Origin of the sequence: Clostridium sulfidigenes, assembly GCF_000732635.1 — a bacterium.
In the GTDB taxonomy this organism is placed as follows: domain Bacteria; phylum Bacillota; class Clostridia; order Clostridiales; family Clostridiaceae; genus Clostridium_J; species Clostridium_J sulfidigenes.
Genome location: NZ_JPMD01000017.1, coordinates 80,329 through 97,972 on the forward strand (window position 1 = coordinate 80,329; position 17,644 = coordinate 97,972).

The window sequence follows — 17,644 nt, forward strand, 5'->3', positions numbered from 1 at the left end:
ACCCCTTACTGGCATCTTATACCACCTGTACCTCTATTTTGGCATACTTATTCTCATGTAACTAGGCTCTGTGCTTAATAAACGTGATAAAATTTGGAGAGAATTTATATTTTCATATAACAAATAGTTATATATTAAACTATTCATATATGTTAATAGGAAACTATGTAACTAGTTAACTAGTTGTTCTGTTCATGCGGGTTTAAATGATTTTAGAGTTCATAAGTTATTGTACAATTAAAATAAACCTTTGCTATTTTCCCCCTTGGGTGGTAAATAGTTGAATTTATACAACTTCTATGAGGTGAAGATAAAACAAAATATATTGAAATCCTTAAATTAAATAAAGAGCTCATGAAAAAAGTATTTAAGATTAAACAAATCAAAGCTCTAATTCAAACAGCATGGTTGAGTGATGCTAAGTATGAGAAAGGCTCTGGTATGGTTGAATTAACTTTTAGTCCATTATATTTTAATTTCAAAAAAACATAAACAATAAGGAGCAGAACTAAAAATGTTCTATAATAATATAAAAAGAAGGAATTAAAATACAAATAACGAATACGATTTATATATATCGTATTCGTTATTTGTATTGGAGTGATTTTATGAATAGTGGGCTTGTAGATAAGAAACTAACTAAGGAAGAATTAAAGAGTTTCATAGGGGATAAGAATATAGATTATTATGAGAAAAGACTAGATATATATTTTAATGAGTCAGCTGATATGACACCAAAATGGAATTGGGCTGCATTTGTATTTGGATTCTTTTGGATGGCATATAGAAAGATGTATTTGTGCGCTAGTGCAATAATACCTCTGTATATTATTTTAAGGCCAGGTGGGATACGAAATTTTATACATCCTTTTATTGTGTTTTTATGGGTTTTAATAGGTATGTATAGTAATAGAATTTATTATGAACACGCGAAGATAAAAATTAATAAAATCAAAAATATGAGAATTGGGAATGATGAAAAAAACAAAAAAATAAGACAATCAGGAGGAACGAATAAGATTGCAGTGATTATATTGGCAATAATATTAGTGATAATAATATCAGCACTACCTACTCCATTTTTCAAATATTAAAAACTTAAGAGCCTTCCCCTTAACAATTGATTTTTTCTAGTTCCTTGCTATGATTATTATACAATTTTAAAAAGACTCCTTTCTTTAGGAATTTCTAAAGAAGGGTATAAAAATCCCTAGTGTAAATTTTGATTGAACACCTAAATTATAACACTAGGTTTTTATTTTTAAGTATCCTAACTTAAACAAATGTTTATTATAAAAATTAAGACTTTATTATTTAGTTAAAGTTATCTCTCTAGTTTAACAACCGCCTCAGCAGTAGCTTTCTGCCATTCAAAGTTCATCTGTGACTCCTTTTCATGGGAAAACCTTGCATGGACATTCGTAAGGCTTACTTCGTCCCGTTGGTCCTTGTTAGCCTAACGACTGTTTCAACGTGATGTCCTTGAGGGAACATGTCTACTGGCTGTAGCTCCACTGCTTTATAATTTAATTCTTCAAGAATCTTTAAATCCCTTGCTAAGGTTGCAGGGTCACAGGATACATAAACAATCCTTTTAGGTTTTACTTCTGCTATGGCATGTAGAAGTGATTCCTCACAGCCCTTTCTTGGAGGGTCTAGCATAATTACATCTGGGTGTATTCCACCTTCAATTAGTCTTGGAATTTCTTCTTCTGATTTTCCTACTATAAATTCCACATTTTTTACATTATTAATTATTTTGTTTTCATTAGCATTTTCTATAGCTTCTGGTATTATTTCAATTCCATATACCATTTTAGCTTTTTTAGATAAGAACAGTGATATAGTCCCTGTACCACAATATGCATCAAATACAACCTCGTTTCCTGTAAGACTTGCATATTCTAATGCTTTTTTATATAGAATTTCTGTTTGTACAGGATTTACTTGAAAGAAAGATAATGGTGATATATTAAATCTAAATTCACCTATATAATCTGATATTGTATCTGTTCCCCATAGAGTAATAGATTTGTTACCTAAAATCACATTTGTTTTATCCTTATTTACATTTTGAATTATAGATTTAAGATTTAAAATTTCTTCTCTAAGAGATTTTATAAGTGGTTTTATATTAGGTAACTTTTCTCCATTAGTAACTATTACAACCATTATCTCCTTAGTCTGAAAACCCTCTCTAATCATTATATGTCTAACTACACCACTATGATTTTTTTCATCATAAGGAGTTACTTTATTCTCTTTCATCCATTCCTTAAGAATCTTAACAACTTTATCACCTATTTTACTTTGTATATAACAGTGATCCATATTGATTATTTCATGAGATCTTGGTGCATAAAATCCTACTACTATATTTCCATCATTATTTCCAACTGGTAACTGAACCTTATTTCTATAGTTATATGGGAAATCCATACCAATAGTATTATGTACCTTTAATCCTTCTATCTTTCCTACTCTTTCCATAACATCCTTTACTCTTTGAGTTTTAAAGTTAAGTTGTTCTTCATAGGATATATGTTGAAGATTACAGCCTCCACATCTCTTATAAATTGGACATATAGGTTCTGTCCTATATTTAGAGGAGAGAATTACATCTAATAGTTTACCTATTCCATAAGTTTTACTTACTTTTATAAGCTTTATCTTTACTGTTTCACCCTTTATGGCTCCTTTAACAAACACAGTAAAGTTATTTATTTTACCTACCCCTTCTCCTTCATGTCCATATCCTTCTATCTTAATTATATAATCCTTATTCTTCGCAATTTCTATATCTGCATGATTATTGTTTAATTCTAAAATAAGATTTTCTATCTCTGCTTCTCTTTCTTCACTTTCCCTATCCTCTTTTAGAAATCTTTCTTTTTCTAATGAAGCTTTCACTCTTTCTCTCTCTTCTTTTTCAGCTTCTTCTATAACTTTAACCTTACTTATCTGTTTACGTATTTTCATAAAACCACCCTTTATTAGCTTCTAATTAATTTTAATTTTATCAGAAAACTAGTCAATTAACCATAATAAGTAGTCATAATATAAAATTAAAGTAAGGGCAACTTTAGATTATTAATAAAATTAGCTAAAGTTACCCTTACTATGGTGAATTAAATTTTAAAAGTTTCACAGTCTGTTCTATTACTACTTATTGCACCTACCCCATTAATGTGTACAAAGTTTGCAACACAATCCTTATTGATATTATACCTACAGTTTATTGCATCACATACTATTCTTGGTCCTGTACCTCCAGAGAAATTATTAAAGCTTTGTTTAACTTCTCCTCCAATATTCATATTATATACATTGGAAAGAGAATTTTTTATTCCCATTTCTGTGAAGCTTCCACACTGAGTATACTCACTAGAGTGAGCATTTGCTCCTTGTACATGGATACTGTTAGCGGTGCACATTCCAGAGTTGTTGTGTGTACAATTAGTTGCATTACATGCTAAATTTCCACTCATTCATAGCACTCCTATTCTTAATTATTTTCTTAAGTTATTAGATAATACTATTATGTGGAAAAATATTTTTTTTATGCACGGGGTAGGCCTAAAATTATCGCTACTTCTTAATGCTAATATATCTAAATTAAAACTCTCAAAAAAATTAAAGACACCCTTAGCGGGTGTCAATAATGAATCAGTTGCCAAAAATGTTATATTTTAAGTCTTATCCATTGGATTATTAATTATACATTAAATTTCAGATAATTTCAATATTTTTTATAAATTTTACATAAATACCATAATTATCTTAATTTTAAAATAATTTCTTGGGTGAAACTACTTAATATTAGCTTTGCCGCTATATACCATTCCTACTTTTGAGTCCATAGTTATAAAACATCCAGATTTTATAATTGAAGATGCGTTTTGTGCGTTATATATAATAGGAATGTTTCTTGATGCACATTCTAGTAATACGCTAGAACTCATCTCATCGCTTTCTACTATTATTCCACCAACTTCATTAAGCACATCTGAAAAATCTCTACTTAATTTATCTACTATAATAATTTGCTTTTCATCTAAAGAATTAAAAAACTTCTTAGAATTATTTACATGCATTACTGTTCCAAAAGCTGTACCAGAATTACTTCCTTTACCTTGTAAAAGTACATCTCCTATAATATGAACCTTCATCATATTTGTACTACCTATGTAGTTCATTGGTATTCCTGCAACAATTACTACAAGATCACCCTTCTTTACATAATTAGCTGCTAATGCAATTTCTGAAGTCTTATCTATTAATTCATCTGTATCTTTTAATTTTGGAGTTATTACAGGGAACACACCCCAATTTAGTGCTAAACTTCTTGCAACCCTTTCATAAGGAGTACAAGCTATTACTTCACATTCCGGTCTATATTTAGAGATTTGTCTTGCAGTTTGACCGCTTTGAGTCGCTGTAATTATTGCTGATGCATTTAACTCCATTGCTGTTGTACATGTAGCTACACTTATAGCATTAGGCACATTAGCAACATGTAACTTTCTTCTTTTCTTAAAACTTTCCTCGTAGTTTATATATTCCTCTGCCTTCATAGCTATTTGAGACATAGTTTTTACAACTTCTACTGGATATTTACCACTGGCAGTCTCTCCACTTAGCATTATAGCATCAGTTCCATCAAAGATGGCATTAGCTACATCTGAAGCTTCTGCTCTAGTAGGTCTTGGATTTCTAATCATAGAATCTAACATTTGAGTTGCAGTAATTACGGGCTTTCCAGCTTCATTACATTTTTGTATAATCATCTTCTGAACTACTGGTACCTCTTCAGTAGGAATTTCCACTCCTAAATCCCCTCTTGCTACCATAATTCCATCAGAATATCTTATAATTTCATCAATATTATCTACGCCTTCTCTATTTTCAATCTTTGAAAATACTTGAATATAATCTCCACCATTCTTATCAAGAAGATGTCTTATATCTAGAACATCTGTACCTTTTCTTATAAAAGATGCAGCTACTATATCTACTTCACTTTCTATACCAAACATTAAATCTGCTATATCTTTCTCTGTTAATGCTGGAAGATTTAATTTAACTCCTGGCACGTTCATTCCCTTGTGATTTCCTATTACTCCTGTATTTTCAACATGAGTTTTTATTTCTTTACCCTCTATAGATAATACTTTTAATGCCACTAATCCATCATTTATTAAAAGTGTGTTTCCTGGTTTTACATCTTTATATAGGTTTTTATAAGTAATAGAACATTTAGTTTCATCTCCTATAATATCCTCTCCACAATGAACTATAAAAGTTGTTCCTTCTTTAAGTTCTACAGTTCCATTTTCAAAGTTTCCAGTTCTAATCTCTGGTCCCTTTGTATCAAGTAATATAGCAATATGCTTTTCTAATTCAGCTCTTGCTTCCTTAACCATATCTATTCTTCTCTTATGCTCTTCATGACTTCCATGAGAGAAATTTAATCTGGCAGCATTCATACCATTTTCAATTAACTTTTTTATAATTTCCTTTTCATCAGTAGTAGGTCCCATTGTACAAACAATTTTAGTTTTCTTCATAGTTATCCTCCTTTATATTTCATAGATTTAAATTCTTTTGCCTAGATAACTTTACCATTATATAAAATTATATTAAAATATTTATAATTCTACAATATCTATAACCCATTAATTCGACAAATCTACACTTAATTTATATAACTCTTCATTAAAACATGATTTTAAATCTAAAGCTTCTTTTATATCTATATCTATAATTTTATTTGCCTTTATACCAATAAGTCTTGCTGTCTTTCCTTCTAACAACACTTTTACCGCTTTACTACCCATTCTTGAAGCTAAAATTCTATCAAAAGCACTTGGACTTCCGCCTCTTTGTATATATCCAAGCACAGTTGCCCTAGTCTCTATACCCGTTATTTCCTCTATGCTTTTAGCTAATTTCTGTGCTCCACCTACACCTTCAGCTAAGATTATAATATTATGAAGCTTACCATTACGTTTTCCTTTGAAAATATTCTCACATATATCTTCAATAGTGAATTTTTTTTCTGGAACTATTACCTGTTCAGCCCCACCAGCAATACCTGAAAATAAAGCTAAATCACCACAGTTTCTTCCCATAACTTCAATTACACTCACTCTTTCATGGGAGCTAGATGTATCTCTAATTTTATTTATGGCATCAATAGCTGTATTTAAAGCTGTATCAAAACCAACGGTATAATCTGTATAAGGTAAATCATTATCTATAGTACCTGGTATTCCAACTGTTGGTATACCTAAATCACTTAATTCCTTAGCTCCTCTAAAGGATCCATCTCCACCAATGACTATAATTCCATCTATTTTAAGGACTTTAATAACATTAAGTGCCTTCTGTCTCCCTTCAGGTGTTCTAAACTCTTCACTTCTAGCAGTCCTTAGGATAGTACCACCTCTTTGAATTATATCAGAAACAGAGTGTCTATCCATCTCAAATATTTCTCCATTAATAAGCCCATTAAATCCTCTATGTACTCCAAATACCTGGACTTCATTTTCAATTCCAATCCTAACTACAGCTCTTATTGCTGCATTCATTGCTGGTGAATCTCCACCGCTAGTCAATACTGCAATTTTTTTCACTATATTACCCCCTAGCTTTATTGTGGTTATTATTTATTTAAATCTCTACTTACTTAACTTAAGTTTAATGTTTAGAGTTACTCCTTGCAACCTATTATTGGATGTATTTGAGTAAATATCTATAAATTTGCTATTGTAAATGTTGTCAACTTTTAATAAAGTCTCTTATAATTTATTCTTCCCATTTTATCCTTTATAATTAATAAATTTTAATAAAATTTATATACAAAATTAAGAAGAGTTACTTCTGCAATTAAACTTATCTTTACCAACAATTCAATTTACAATCTAATATCAATAAAATTTCTTTATATCTTCATGCAAATTAAAGTTAAATCTAAGTAAAATTTGAACTAACTCTTCTCATATTATCTTTTAATTATCTTTTTACTAATGGAAAAGCAATTACGTCTCTTATGGATGATGAGTTTGTTAAAAACATCATCATTCTATCTATTCCTATTCCAAGACCTCCTGCTGGTGGCATAGCTACATCTATGGCTACTGCAAATTCTTCATCCATTGGACTGGCAGTTTCAAGTCCTGCTCTTAATTTTGCTGCTTGCTCATGAAGTAAAATTCTTTGTCTTAACGGATTATTAAGTTCTGAATATGCATTTCCAAGTTCTACTCCAAAGGCATAAGGTTCAAACCTTTCTATTAACTCTGGATTTTCTCTATGAACTTTACATAGTGGAGACGAATCTAATGGAAAATCTATTACAAAGGTTGGCTCTATTAATTTATCCTCGCAATAGGCCTCAAATAGTGTAAGTATTAAGTCTCCTTTATTTGCTTTTTCAATATTAAACCCTTCCCTTTGCTCCTCTTCTAATAATCCTTTTTCTATAATTAGAGGTACTATTTCTTCCTTAGTTAACCTTTCCACATCTATTCCTGTATCTTTATGAACTAGATTGCACATAGTTTCTCTCTTCCAAGGAGCTTTAAAGTCAATTTCAACACCGTCATATACAGCTTTAGTTGTTCCTTTGATTTTAGTAAATACGTGCTCATATAAATCTTCCATAATTCTCATCATATCATTATAGTCAGCATAAGCCATGTAACATTCAAACAATGTAAATTCTGGATAGTGAGTTCTATCTATTCCTTCATTTCTAAAGGAACGTCCCATACTAAAAACCCTATCAATGCCTCCAACCATCAATCTTTTTAAGTATAACTCTGGAGATACATTCATAAATACTTCACAGTCTAATGCATTTACATTAGTTATAAATGGTTTAGCTTCTCCTCCACCATATTTTGTATCTAAAATAGGGGTTTCCATTTCCATAAACCCTTTAGAATTCATAAACTCTCTTATGGCATACATAGCCTTAGCTCTATTTACAAATCTATCTCTTACATCTTCATTCATTATCATATCTAGGGATCTATGTCTTTGTCTTAAATCCATATCTTGAATTCCGTGATATTTTTCTGGAAGAGGTCTTATAGATTTTGAAAGCACGGTAACATTTAGAGCTTTAATAGTTATTTCCTCTGTTTTTGTTTTAAATGCGAATCCTTCTATACCAATTATGTCTCCTACATCAAGAAGTTTAATAACTCCATAGGCATCTTCACCAAGATCATTTTTACTTATATACACTTGAATATTTCCATTCTGATCCCTTAAATTTAAAAATGTTACTTTACCCATTCTTCTTAAAAGCATTATTCTTCCTGATAAAATAAATCTCTCTTCACTATCTATTTTATCAAAGTTTTTTGTTATATAGGTTGAAGTAGTATTTGGCTCAAAAGTATAGGGATAAGGATTGATTCCTCTGCTTAAAAGTTCATTTAATTTTTTTATTCTCTCTACGTTAAATTCATTGGCATCTTGCATTATTTCTTGTAAGTTATTTAATTCTACATAATCATTGTACATATATAATAGTACCACCTTTCAATTTTGCTTTTTAATTTCTCATAACTTTTATGAAGCTAAATAACACCTCATTATAGTATTTTCTAGTAGACTCAGTTACGTTACTTTCGTCCATTATTATATTTTTGCAAAATAAAAACTCTCACCTCCAAGACAATAGTCTTGGGGACGAGAGTTTGGTAAGTTCAACTTCGTGGTACCACCCCAGTTTATTAATATGTCACCATATTAACCTTTTCAAGTACGGCTTTACAATAAAATATATTAAGCTTATACCCTAGCTCTATAACGGGAGCACCCGTTACACCATCTCTCTTCCTAAAGGAAACTTCTTTCTTTTTTAAGAAGCAACCTCACTTTAAGATAAACTTTAGTGAAGTAAAGATCCTGTGTACAACTCCGAGGCTTTTTTCACCAAACTGTTTTTTGCTTTCTCTCACCATCTAAAGCTCTCTGTAAAAAAATTGAGTTTAATTACTCTTCTCTTCATAGTTTTATTGAGTATATTTTAATATACTCAATATATAATGTCAAGAATTTTCAAAAAAACTTATATTATCAATCGAGTAGGAGATAGATATTTATTATTTAGCATTCTTGCTAAAATAGGATTGTTGGAAATTCTTCAATGCCTAAGATCTTAAGATTATCATATTTAGTCTTAATTTTCTTCCATTGTTACCAATAGCATAGGCGTAGCCTTCGTCTTAGCCGTTCATCTAAATAAATAATTCTAAATTTATGTACAGAGGAAAACCCTCGATATTTCTATCGAGGGTTTCATGGTGAAGGTGATAATTACAATTTAAGTAACGTCATAATTTGTTTTAGGTAAACATCCCTTAAACAACATGTTTATTATAACTATTTCATTGATTCTATAACACCTTCAACAATTGTATCCATATCTGTAACATTTCCTTCATTCATAGAAGATACAAGTGTAACTTTATCTTCTAGAACTGTCATTTCTCTCATTTCCTCTAGGAACTCACTCATCAAACTTCCAGACTTACATGCCCATGAGCCATTTTCAATTATTGCAAAAGTTCTCTTTTGAAGGTTAAGAGCCTTCATATCCATAAGATAATTATGCATAGGTGGGTAAATACCAAGGTTATAGGTTACAGAAGCTAAAACTACGTGGCTAACTCTAAAGGTTTCTGAAATCAGTTCAGATACATGAGTGCTTGAAACGTCATACATAACTACATTTTTCATTCCCTTTTCTACAAATTTAGTAGCTAAGGCAGTAGCTGCAGCTTCGGTATTACCATACATTGAAGCATAAACTATCATTACTGCTTTTTCTTCTGGTTCATATCTACTCCATTTATCATACTTATCAATAAAATATCCAAGATCTGTGCGCCAAACTGGACCATGTAGTGGGCAAATCATTTTAATATCTAATCCACTTGCCTTTTTTAACAATTCTTGAACATGTGGTCCATACTTTCCAACAATATTTGTATAATATCTTCTAGCGTCATCAATCCAATCACGGTCAAAGTCAACCTCATCATTAAATAGCTTACCATCTAATGCTCCAAAAGATCCAAAGGCATCAGCTGAAAAAAGAACACCGTTTGTAGTATCAAATGTAACCATAGCTTCTGGCCAATGTACCATTGGTGCAGCTACAAATGTTACCTCATGCTTTCCAAAAGATTTTATGTCTCCTTCTACAACTTCCTCCATTCTACCATCAATTTCGAATCCAAATTGTCTCATTAGGAGAAAAGATTTCTCAGTACTTATAATCTTAACATCAGGATAACGCAATATTATTTCTTCAATAGCAGCTCCATGATCAGGCTCCATATGATTTATTACTAAATAATCTAATGGCCTACCATTTAAAACAGCTTGTATATTTTCTAAAAACTGTCTACAAATTGACCAATCTACAGTATCAAATAGCACAGTTTTTTTATCTAATAATAAATATGAATTATATGAAACCCCTCTTGGAATTGGATGAATATTTTCAAAAAGAGCTAGACGTCTGTCATTTCCTCCTACCCAATAAAGGTCTTCAGTTATCTTTCTAACACAAAACATAAATTACTCCTCCTTTTTTACTGTAAAACTTAAAATTTCTGCTATAAAATTAGACCTCTATAAAACTATCTTTTTCTTCACCGCAATCTGGACAAATCCATTCTTCAGGAAGAGCTTCAAATAGAGTTTCTGGCGATATGTCATTTTCTATATCTCCTATAGCTGGATCATATTCATAGCCACATCCATTACAAACATATCTCTTCCAACTAGGAACAACCTTTTTAGGAACATACTTTTTCATTTTCTTCATAGGAGGTGCTTCCTTTTTTGGTTCTCCGTTATCTAAAGCATCTGTTAATAATGGCATTATCTCTAGTAAGTCTCCAACAATACCATAGTCTGCATTCTTAAATATTGGAGCATTAGGATTATTATTAATAGCAACTATGGTAGTAGCATCCTTTATACCCTTTAAGTGTTGACCAGCACCTGATATACCACATGCTATGTAGAGATTTCCATTAAATTTTTGACCTGACATTCCAACATAACGATTTAGCGGTAAGTATTTTAAGGTTTCAGCTACAGGACGAGATGATCCAATTGCTGCACCAACTTGAATAGCTAAAGCTTTAGCAAGTTCCATATTTTTTTCTTCTCCGATTCCCTTACCTACACTTACAACACGCTCTGCCTTAGATATTGGAGTATTTATATCAATACCAACAGTAAAATCATAGCCATCTGCTTTTAATGCTTCTATAAGCTTAGCAACTCTTTCCTCTGCTGTTCCATCTTTCATAATCATTTTCTTACGAGCACCAGTGACTCCACCAGCTGAACCTTTTTTAGCTCTATCCTCATTTTTAGGCATTTTTCCAATTATATGAGATGCAATTACCATTCTTTGAATCTCATTTGTTCCTTCATAAATAGTACAAATTTTAGCATCACGATATGCTCTTTCTACATCCATTCCTTTAAGGTAACCAGTTCCTCCAAAGATTTGTAATGCATCATTTACAACTTCTAAGCATATATCAGACGCATATTGTTTAGCCATAGCAGCTTCCATAGAATAAGGCTCATGATTTTCCTTAAGTTCAGCAGCACTATATACTAGAAACCTAGCTGCCCTTAACTTAGTTGCCATATCAGCTAATTTAAATGAAATTACCTGTTGTTGGCATATAGGCTTTCCAAATTGTATTCTTTCTTTCGAATATTCTAAAGCATTTTCATAAGCTCCTTGAGCTATACCTAAAGCTTGAGCTGCAATACCTATACGACCACCATCTAATGTTCCCATAGCTATTTTAAAGCCTTGTCCTTCTTCACCTAATAAGTTTTCTTTAGGTACTTTAACATTATTAAATACTAATTCAGCAGTTGCAGAAGAGCGAATTCCCATCTTATCGTAATGATCACCAAATGTAAATCCTTTCCACCCTTTTTCAACTATAAAGGCACTTATACCTTTGACTCCTATATCTGGAGTAGTTACAGCAAATACAACATAAGTATCTGCCTTATCTGCATTAGTTATAAAAATCTTTCCACCATTTAAGATATAATAATCTCCTTCTAGTTCAGCAGTCGTTTCAGTTCCACCAGCATCACTACCAGCATTTGGCTCAGTTAAACCGAATGCACCGATCTTTTCACCCTTTGCTAGAGGAATCATATATTTTTGCTTTTGTTCTTCAGTTCCATATGCAAAAATTGGATATGTTCCTAAAGAAACATGAGCTGATAAAATTACACCTGTACCACCATCTACTCTAGAAAGTTCTTCAACGGCAATGGCATAACTAAGTATATCTAGACCTAACCCACCATATTTTTTAAGATACGGAGTACCTAATACCCCCATTTTACCTAACTTTTCTATAGCCTCAGTTGGAAACTTACTTTCTTGATCCAACATAAATGCTTGTGGCTTTACCTCTGTCTCTGCAAATTCTCTGATTTTTGCACGAAAAGCTTCGTGTTTTTCTGTAGTCTTAAAAAACATAAATTTACCTCCTTTAATTTAGTGTTTTATTTTAATTTTTACAAATTTTATTAATAGAACTTATAAAAATTTATAATCTTTAATTTAGAAAGTACAATATACTTACAATACAAGTTGAAACTAAAATTGTTTATATAACTTCCTAATAATTAAATTAATTATATAGTTTTTTTTATTTCTTAATAATAATTATTATAAAACTTATAATTTCTATTGTCAAATTTTTATGTAAACTTATTATAGTATCCTTAATTAATATTATTTTCTATTACATGAAAATACATCCAAAATATCCTATTATTCAGCCTTTTTTAAAAATATTCATGACTATTTTGATACTATGATCTCTGCTGGCTTCTGACAGTTCAGCCATAATTGTTACTTCTAAATACATATCCATAACGTATCTATCAGCTCTCCACAGGTAAGACCGTAATCTTTTACTCCATATATCTGCTACATTTACACTGTCTGTTTCGAATAGTTTCGGGCTTTGGTTTGTATAGCAACCTTACCCACAGACATATGCCTTATATGTAGTTTCTGTTCGTCAGACCAGAGTTTCGCCGCCGACTTTCTTCAGGTTCCACGTCACCATGGACACCCTTGTCTTAAGCTATGCACTTGGCACTATCAACCCATGCTAAGGACTTTCACCTATTAGATTACGCCCATACTGGGCACACTATAAAAAGCACCAAGATAATTTCTTGGTGCTTGAATTAATTTATTTCATTATGATAGTGGACTTTACTCTTCTAAAACTTTAACATTATCATCTCCAAAAATTCCTCTTAATCTAGATGTAGTTTCATAATCATTATTAAGCCAACTATTTTTATTTATAAGATATTTTTTCTTCGTATTAGCAGCAAATAAGTAAGTTGGTGCTGAACCAAATTCCCCAATAAAATTGTCTCTTATAAGCTTCATTGCACTATTTAGCTTGCTATCATCTTCAACCCTTATATATATCTTATCTGTACTGGCTTTAACTAATGGTGATATTTTTTCACATAATATTTTAGGTTGTTCTTCTTCTTCCAAGGCTATACGTCCTTCCACAGTGACTATTTCATCTTCCTCAACAAATTCTCTACAAGCTGAAAATGTCTTTGGAAATATGACCAGTTCTATGGTTCCAAATAAATCCTCTAAGGTCGCAAAGGCCATAGCCTGATTATTTCTTGTAATTTTTTTAGAAACTGATGTTAAAAGTCCCCCTAAAATTACTTTTTGTTTATCCTTTACCTTTGAAACTCTCTCGCTAATAAGACCTTCTACACCTGTACTTCCATCTTCTAAAGTATCTGCTAAAACTAAGTCTGATATCTTATGAGTGGTTACATGTTTTAAAGTCTTCTCATAATCATCTAGTGGATGGCCTGATAAATATATTCCTGTCATTTCTTTTTCCATAGCTAATAAATACTTTTTATTAAATTCTTGAATTTCTGGATAAACTATCTTAAAGGCACTATCTTCATCCTCAGCTCCTTGAAATAGACTTATTTGTCCTGGGACATTTCTCTTTCTTTCATTGTTTATTCCATCTAAAATTTTCTCAAATACAGCTATTAATTTAGATCTGTATATTCCTAAACTATCAAAAGCTCCAACTTTTATAAGACTCTCTACAGCTCTCTTATTTACTGCTCCAGAATCAATCTTGTTACAAAAATCGCTAAAGCTCTTAAATTTCCCTTTTTCCTTACGTCTTTCCACTATTGATTCTATAACATTTACTCCAACATTTTTTATAGCTGAAAGACCAAATCTTATAGTGTTACCTTGTACTGTAAACTTACTAAAGCTTTCATTTATGTCTGGTGGAAGTACCTTTATTCCTATTTCTTCTGCAAACCTAATGTAGTATGCTACCTTTTCATTGTTTCCCATTATACTATTAAGCATGGCAGCTATAAATTCTGCTGGGTAATAATACATTAAATATGCTGTTTGATATCCAACTACTGCATAAGCTGCAGCGTGACTCTTATTAAAAGCATAGGATGCAAAATCCATCATCTGATCAAATATCTTATTAGCTGCTTCTTCTGTAATTCCATTTCGAATACATCCAGGTACTACAATCTTTCCCTCTTCATCTACTATTCCATGAACAAAGTTTTTTCTCTCTTCTTCCATGACCTTATGTTTCTTCTTCGACATGGCACGTCTCACAAGGTCACTTCTTCCAAGGGAATACCCTCCAAGATCTCTAACTATTTGCATTACTTGTTCCTGATACACCATTACCCCATATGTCACATCTAGTATTCCTTCTAATTGTGGAGTTACATATTGAACTTTGTCTGGATTTCTTTTTCCTTCAATGTATTTTGGAATTTCTGCCATTGGACCTGGTCTATAAAGACTTATTCCTGCTATGATATCCTCAAAGCAGTCTGGTTTTAGATCTCTCATGAAGGAAGTCATTCCTGCAGATTCTAACTGGAATACACCTACTGTTTTTCCTTCTCCAATCATCTGATAAACCTTTGAATCTCCAAAGTCTATATGATCTATATCTATTTTTACACCTTGATTTTCCCATATATTCTTAATAGCTTCATCCATTACTGTAAGAGTTCTTAATCCTAAGAAATCCATCTTCAAAAGTCCTAATTCTTCTAATGTACCCATGGTAAACTGAGTTACTATCATACCTTCATTCTTTTGTAATGGAACATATTCTACTAAAGGATGGGATGCTATAACTACTCCAGCAGCATGGGTAGATGAGTGTCTTGGTAACCCTTCTAAATCTCTAGCTACATCTATAAGTTCACGTACTCTCTCATCTACATCATAAAGTTCTTGTAGCTCACTATTCATCTCCAATGATTTGTCTATAGTTATATTTAATACTGAAGGGATCATCTTTGCAATTTTATCTACCTCAGCATAGGAGTAATTCATTGCTCTTCCTACATCCCTGATGCATGCCCTTGGTGCCATGGTTCCAAAGGTAATTATCTGTGATACATTATTTTCTCCATACTTATCAACTACATAATCAATTACCCTTTGACGCCCTTCATAGCAAAAGTCTGAGTCAATATCAGGCATACTTACCCTTTCTGGATTAAGAAATCTCTCAAAAAGTAAAGCATACTTTATTGGATCTATTTTGGTTATTCCTAAGGTATATGCAACTATAGCTCCTGCTGCTGAACCTCTTCCCGGTCCTGTAGGAATTCCATTTTCATTAGCATATTTTATAAAATCCCAAACAATTAGAAAATAATCAACATATCCCATTTTCTTGATTATTCCTAACTCATAATCTAATCTATCGCACAGAAGTTTTCCTTCTTCATTTTCTTCTCTTATTTTATTTACTTTTTCTTCATCCAATACTCCATTTAAAGCTGAGAATACTTCATATCTTTCAATAAGTCCCTTATAGCAATTTTCCCTAAGATATTCAAATGGATCTACCCCCTCAGGCAAAGGGAACTTAGGTAACTTAGATTCATGAAATTTATAATGGAAATCACACTTTTCTGCTATCTTTAGCGTGTTTTCCATAGCCTCTGGTATATAAGAAAAAGTCTCATACATTTCTTCAGGTGACTTAAGATAAAATTGATTTGAAGGATATCTCATCCTAGTTTTATCTTCTACGGTTTTACCTGTTTGAATACAAAGTAATACATCGTGTGATTTACTATCTTCTTCATTTATATAGTGAGTATCATTAGTACATACTAATGGAATATCACATTCCTTAGACAACTCTAATAACATTTCATTCACTTGTAACTGCTGGGAAATTCCATGGTATTGTAATTCTAAATAAAAATCATCTTTAAATATTTCCTTATATTTTAAAGCAACTTCCTTGGCCTTTTCTTTATTATCTCTAAGTAAATTTTTTTGAACCTCACCACCTAAGCAAGCACTAGTAGCAATTAATCCTTCACAATTTTCCTTTAAAAATTCATAGTCTACTCTTGGTTTATAATAAAATCCCTCTATAGAAGCAGTAGATACTATTTTCATTAGATTTTCATAACCTACCTGATTTTTAACTAACAAAACTAAGTGATAGGTATCATTGTCTTTTTGAGGTTCTTTAATGTACATTGATTTTCCTGCCACATATATTTCACATCCAATTATGGGTTTTATCCCATTTTCTATAGCTTCTTTATAAAAATCTACTGCACCGTACATAGTTCCATGATCAGTAATAGCAATAGCTTTCATACCTAATTCCTTAGTTCTTTTAATAAGTTTAGATATTTTCCCTGAACCATCTAAGAGACTATACTCTGTATGCACATGCAGATGTACAAAATCCTTCATATTTTCACCCCCTGCATCCTTGGTAACAAAACTAATTTCTTTTAAAATACTTATTTTTATATTATCTTTCTAACTTACCTCTTACTATTAATCTGTCCTTACCATCATAAGTACATGTTACAAGGGTTATTGTTGCATCCTCACTTTTATCTAAAACATAGGTGTCTTCTGGAGCAACTGTAAAGCTCTCTGTAACTTTATAAGTAAAGGTCTTATCATGAGTAGATACTATTATATCATCATTAACTTCTAATTTGTTTAGTCTTAGAAAAAATTCTCCTGTATCATAGTTTCTATGTCCTGCTAGTGCAAAGTTACCCATTTCCCCTGGCATAGCAGTATCCTTAAAATGTCCTACTGCATATTTTATTATTTCATCCTCAGTGCCTTCTGCTACTACTACTTTCAAATTTATTTTTGGTATTTCTAAAACTGCAATTGGATTTACCATATCTATATAAGGAAGTTTTTCTTCCGTACTATTCTTATTTTTTTCATGATTAACTTCCTGCTTTTCTTCTGATACAAATTTGTCATAAAGCTGATCTTGAACTTTTTTTTGTTTCCCACTTTCCTCTAAAAGCAAATAGTAATAATCCAATCCCCACTAAAATTAAAAGTATACTTATAATGCTTCTAATCTTCCCCTTCATTAAAACACCTCTTTACTTAAAATTATAAACTATTAAGTAATTATACACACATATGTTTTGTAACATTCTCAAAAATGGAATGTCTTACATAATTAATCTTTTTAGCCCCAGTAATTTATCT

General features: G+C 31.4%; 10 protein-coding genes and 1 pseudogene. 2 read left to right on the forward strand and 9 right to left on the reverse strand.

Annotated features, from left to right (window positions below):
• Positions 1-321 precede the first annotated feature (321 nt).
• Together IO99_RS19740 and IO99_RS07810 are read left to right on the forward strand one after the other, a co-directional pair.
• Positions 322-492: pseudogene (locus IO99_RS19740) on the forward strand (RepB family plasmid replication initiator protein); the annotation flags it as partial.
• A gap of 116 nt (positions 493-608) precedes the next feature.
• On the forward strand, positions 609-1,094 hold the full coding sequence (locus IO99_RS07810) for a DUF2628 domain-containing protein (RefSeq protein WP_035132132.1): 486 nt from the start codon (positions 609-611) through the stop codon (positions 1,092-1,094).
• 334 nt (positions 1,095-1,428) lie between these two features.
• On the opposite strand, the gene rlmD is transcribed toward IO99_RS07810, so the two are convergent.
• From rlmD to IO99_RS07855, 9 genes are all read right to left on the reverse strand, one after another.
• Positions 1,429-2,979, reverse strand: a complete 1,551-nt coding sequence (gene rlmD / locus IO99_RS07815) for a 23S rRNA (uracil(1939)-C(5))-methyltransferase RlmD (RefSeq protein ID WP_084178122.1) — start codon at positions 2,977-2,979, stop codon at positions 1,429-1,431.
• A gap of 149 nt (positions 2,980-3,128) precedes the next feature.
• Complete coding sequence (locus tag IO99_RS07820; protein ID WP_035132134.1) at positions 3,129-3,488, reverse strand: DUF1540 domain-containing protein; 360 nt, start codon at positions 3,486-3,488, stop codon at positions 3,129-3,131.
• 321 nt (positions 3,489-3,809) lie between these two features.
• The gene (gene pyk, locus IO99_RS07825) at positions 3,810-5,567 is read right to left on the reverse strand and encodes a pyruvate kinase (protein WP_035132136.1); all 1,758 of its coding nucleotides are present in this window, start codon (positions 5,565-5,567) and stop codon (positions 3,810-3,812) included.
• 108 nt (positions 5,568-5,675) lie between these two features.
• On the reverse strand, positions 5,676-6,635 hold the full coding sequence (gene pfkA / locus IO99_RS07830) for a 6-phosphofructokinase (protein ID WP_035132138.1): 960 nt from the start codon (positions 6,633-6,635) through the stop codon (positions 5,676-5,678).
• Between the two features lie 379 nt (positions 6,636-7,014).
• Positions 7,015-8,535 (reverse strand): lysine--tRNA ligase, encoded by a 1,521-nt coding sequence (gene lysS, locus IO99_RS07835; RefSeq protein WP_035132139.1) that lies wholly within the window; start codon positions 8,533-8,535, stop codon positions 7,015-7,017.
• An 864-nt stretch (positions 8,536-9,399) separates the two neighbouring features.
• Positions 9,400-10,599: an FprA family A-type flavoprotein gene (locus IO99_RS07840; protein WP_035132141.1), complete on the reverse strand. Its 1,200-nt coding sequence runs from the start codon at positions 10,597-10,599 to the stop codon at positions 9,400-9,402.
• A gap of 49 nt (positions 10,600-10,648) precedes the next feature.
• Entirely contained in the window at positions 10,649-12,556 is a 1,908-nt protein-coding gene (locus IO99_RS18715) for an acyl-CoA dehydrogenase family protein (RefSeq protein WP_084178123.1), read from the reverse strand.
• A gap of 750 nt (positions 12,557-13,306) precedes the next feature.
• Positions 13,307-16,870 carry a DNA polymerase III subunit alpha gene (locus IO99_RS07850; protein ID WP_035132143.1) on the reverse strand — a complete coding sequence of 1,188 codons (3,564 nt, stop codon included), beginning with the start codon at positions 16,868-16,870 and terminating at the stop codon, positions 13,307-13,309.
• A 61-nt stretch (positions 16,871-16,931) separates the two neighbouring features.
• Entirely contained in the window at positions 16,932-17,471 is a 540-nt protein-coding gene (locus tag IO99_RS07855; protein ID WP_156964316.1) for a class D sortase, read from the reverse strand.
• Between the last annotated feature and the right edge of the window lie 173 nt (positions 17,472-17,644).

Coding starts and splice junctions, on each gene's coding strand:
- pyk (WP_035132136.1), bottom strand. CDS start 5,567: ATGAAGAAAACTAAAATTGTTTGTACAATGGGACCTACTACTGATGAA.
- IO99_RS07840 (WP_035132141.1), bottom strand. CDS start 10,599: ATGTTTTGTGTTAGAAAGATAACTGAAGACCTTTATTGGGTAGGAGGA.
- IO99_RS07810 (WP_035132132.1), top strand. CDS start 609: ATGAATAGTGGGCTTGTAGATAAGAAACTAACTAAGGAAGAATTAAAG.
- lysS (WP_035132139.1), bottom strand. CDS start 8,535: ATGTACAATGATTATGTAGAATTAAATAACTTACAAGAAATAATGCAA.
- IO99_RS07850 (WP_035132143.1), bottom strand. CDS start 16,870: ATGAAGGATTTTGTACATCTGCATGTGCATACAGAGTATAGTCTCTTA.
- IO99_RS18715 (WP_084178123.1), bottom strand. CDS start 12,556: ATGTTTTTTAAGACTACAGAAAAACACGAAGCTTTTCGTGCAAAAATC.
- rlmD (WP_084178122.1), bottom strand. CDS start 2,979: ATGAAAATACGTAAACAGATAAGTAAGGTTAAAGTTATAGAAGAAGCT.
- IO99_RS07820 (WP_035132134.1), bottom strand. CDS start 3,488: ATGAGTGGAAATTTAGCATGTAATGCAACTAATTGTACACACAACAAC.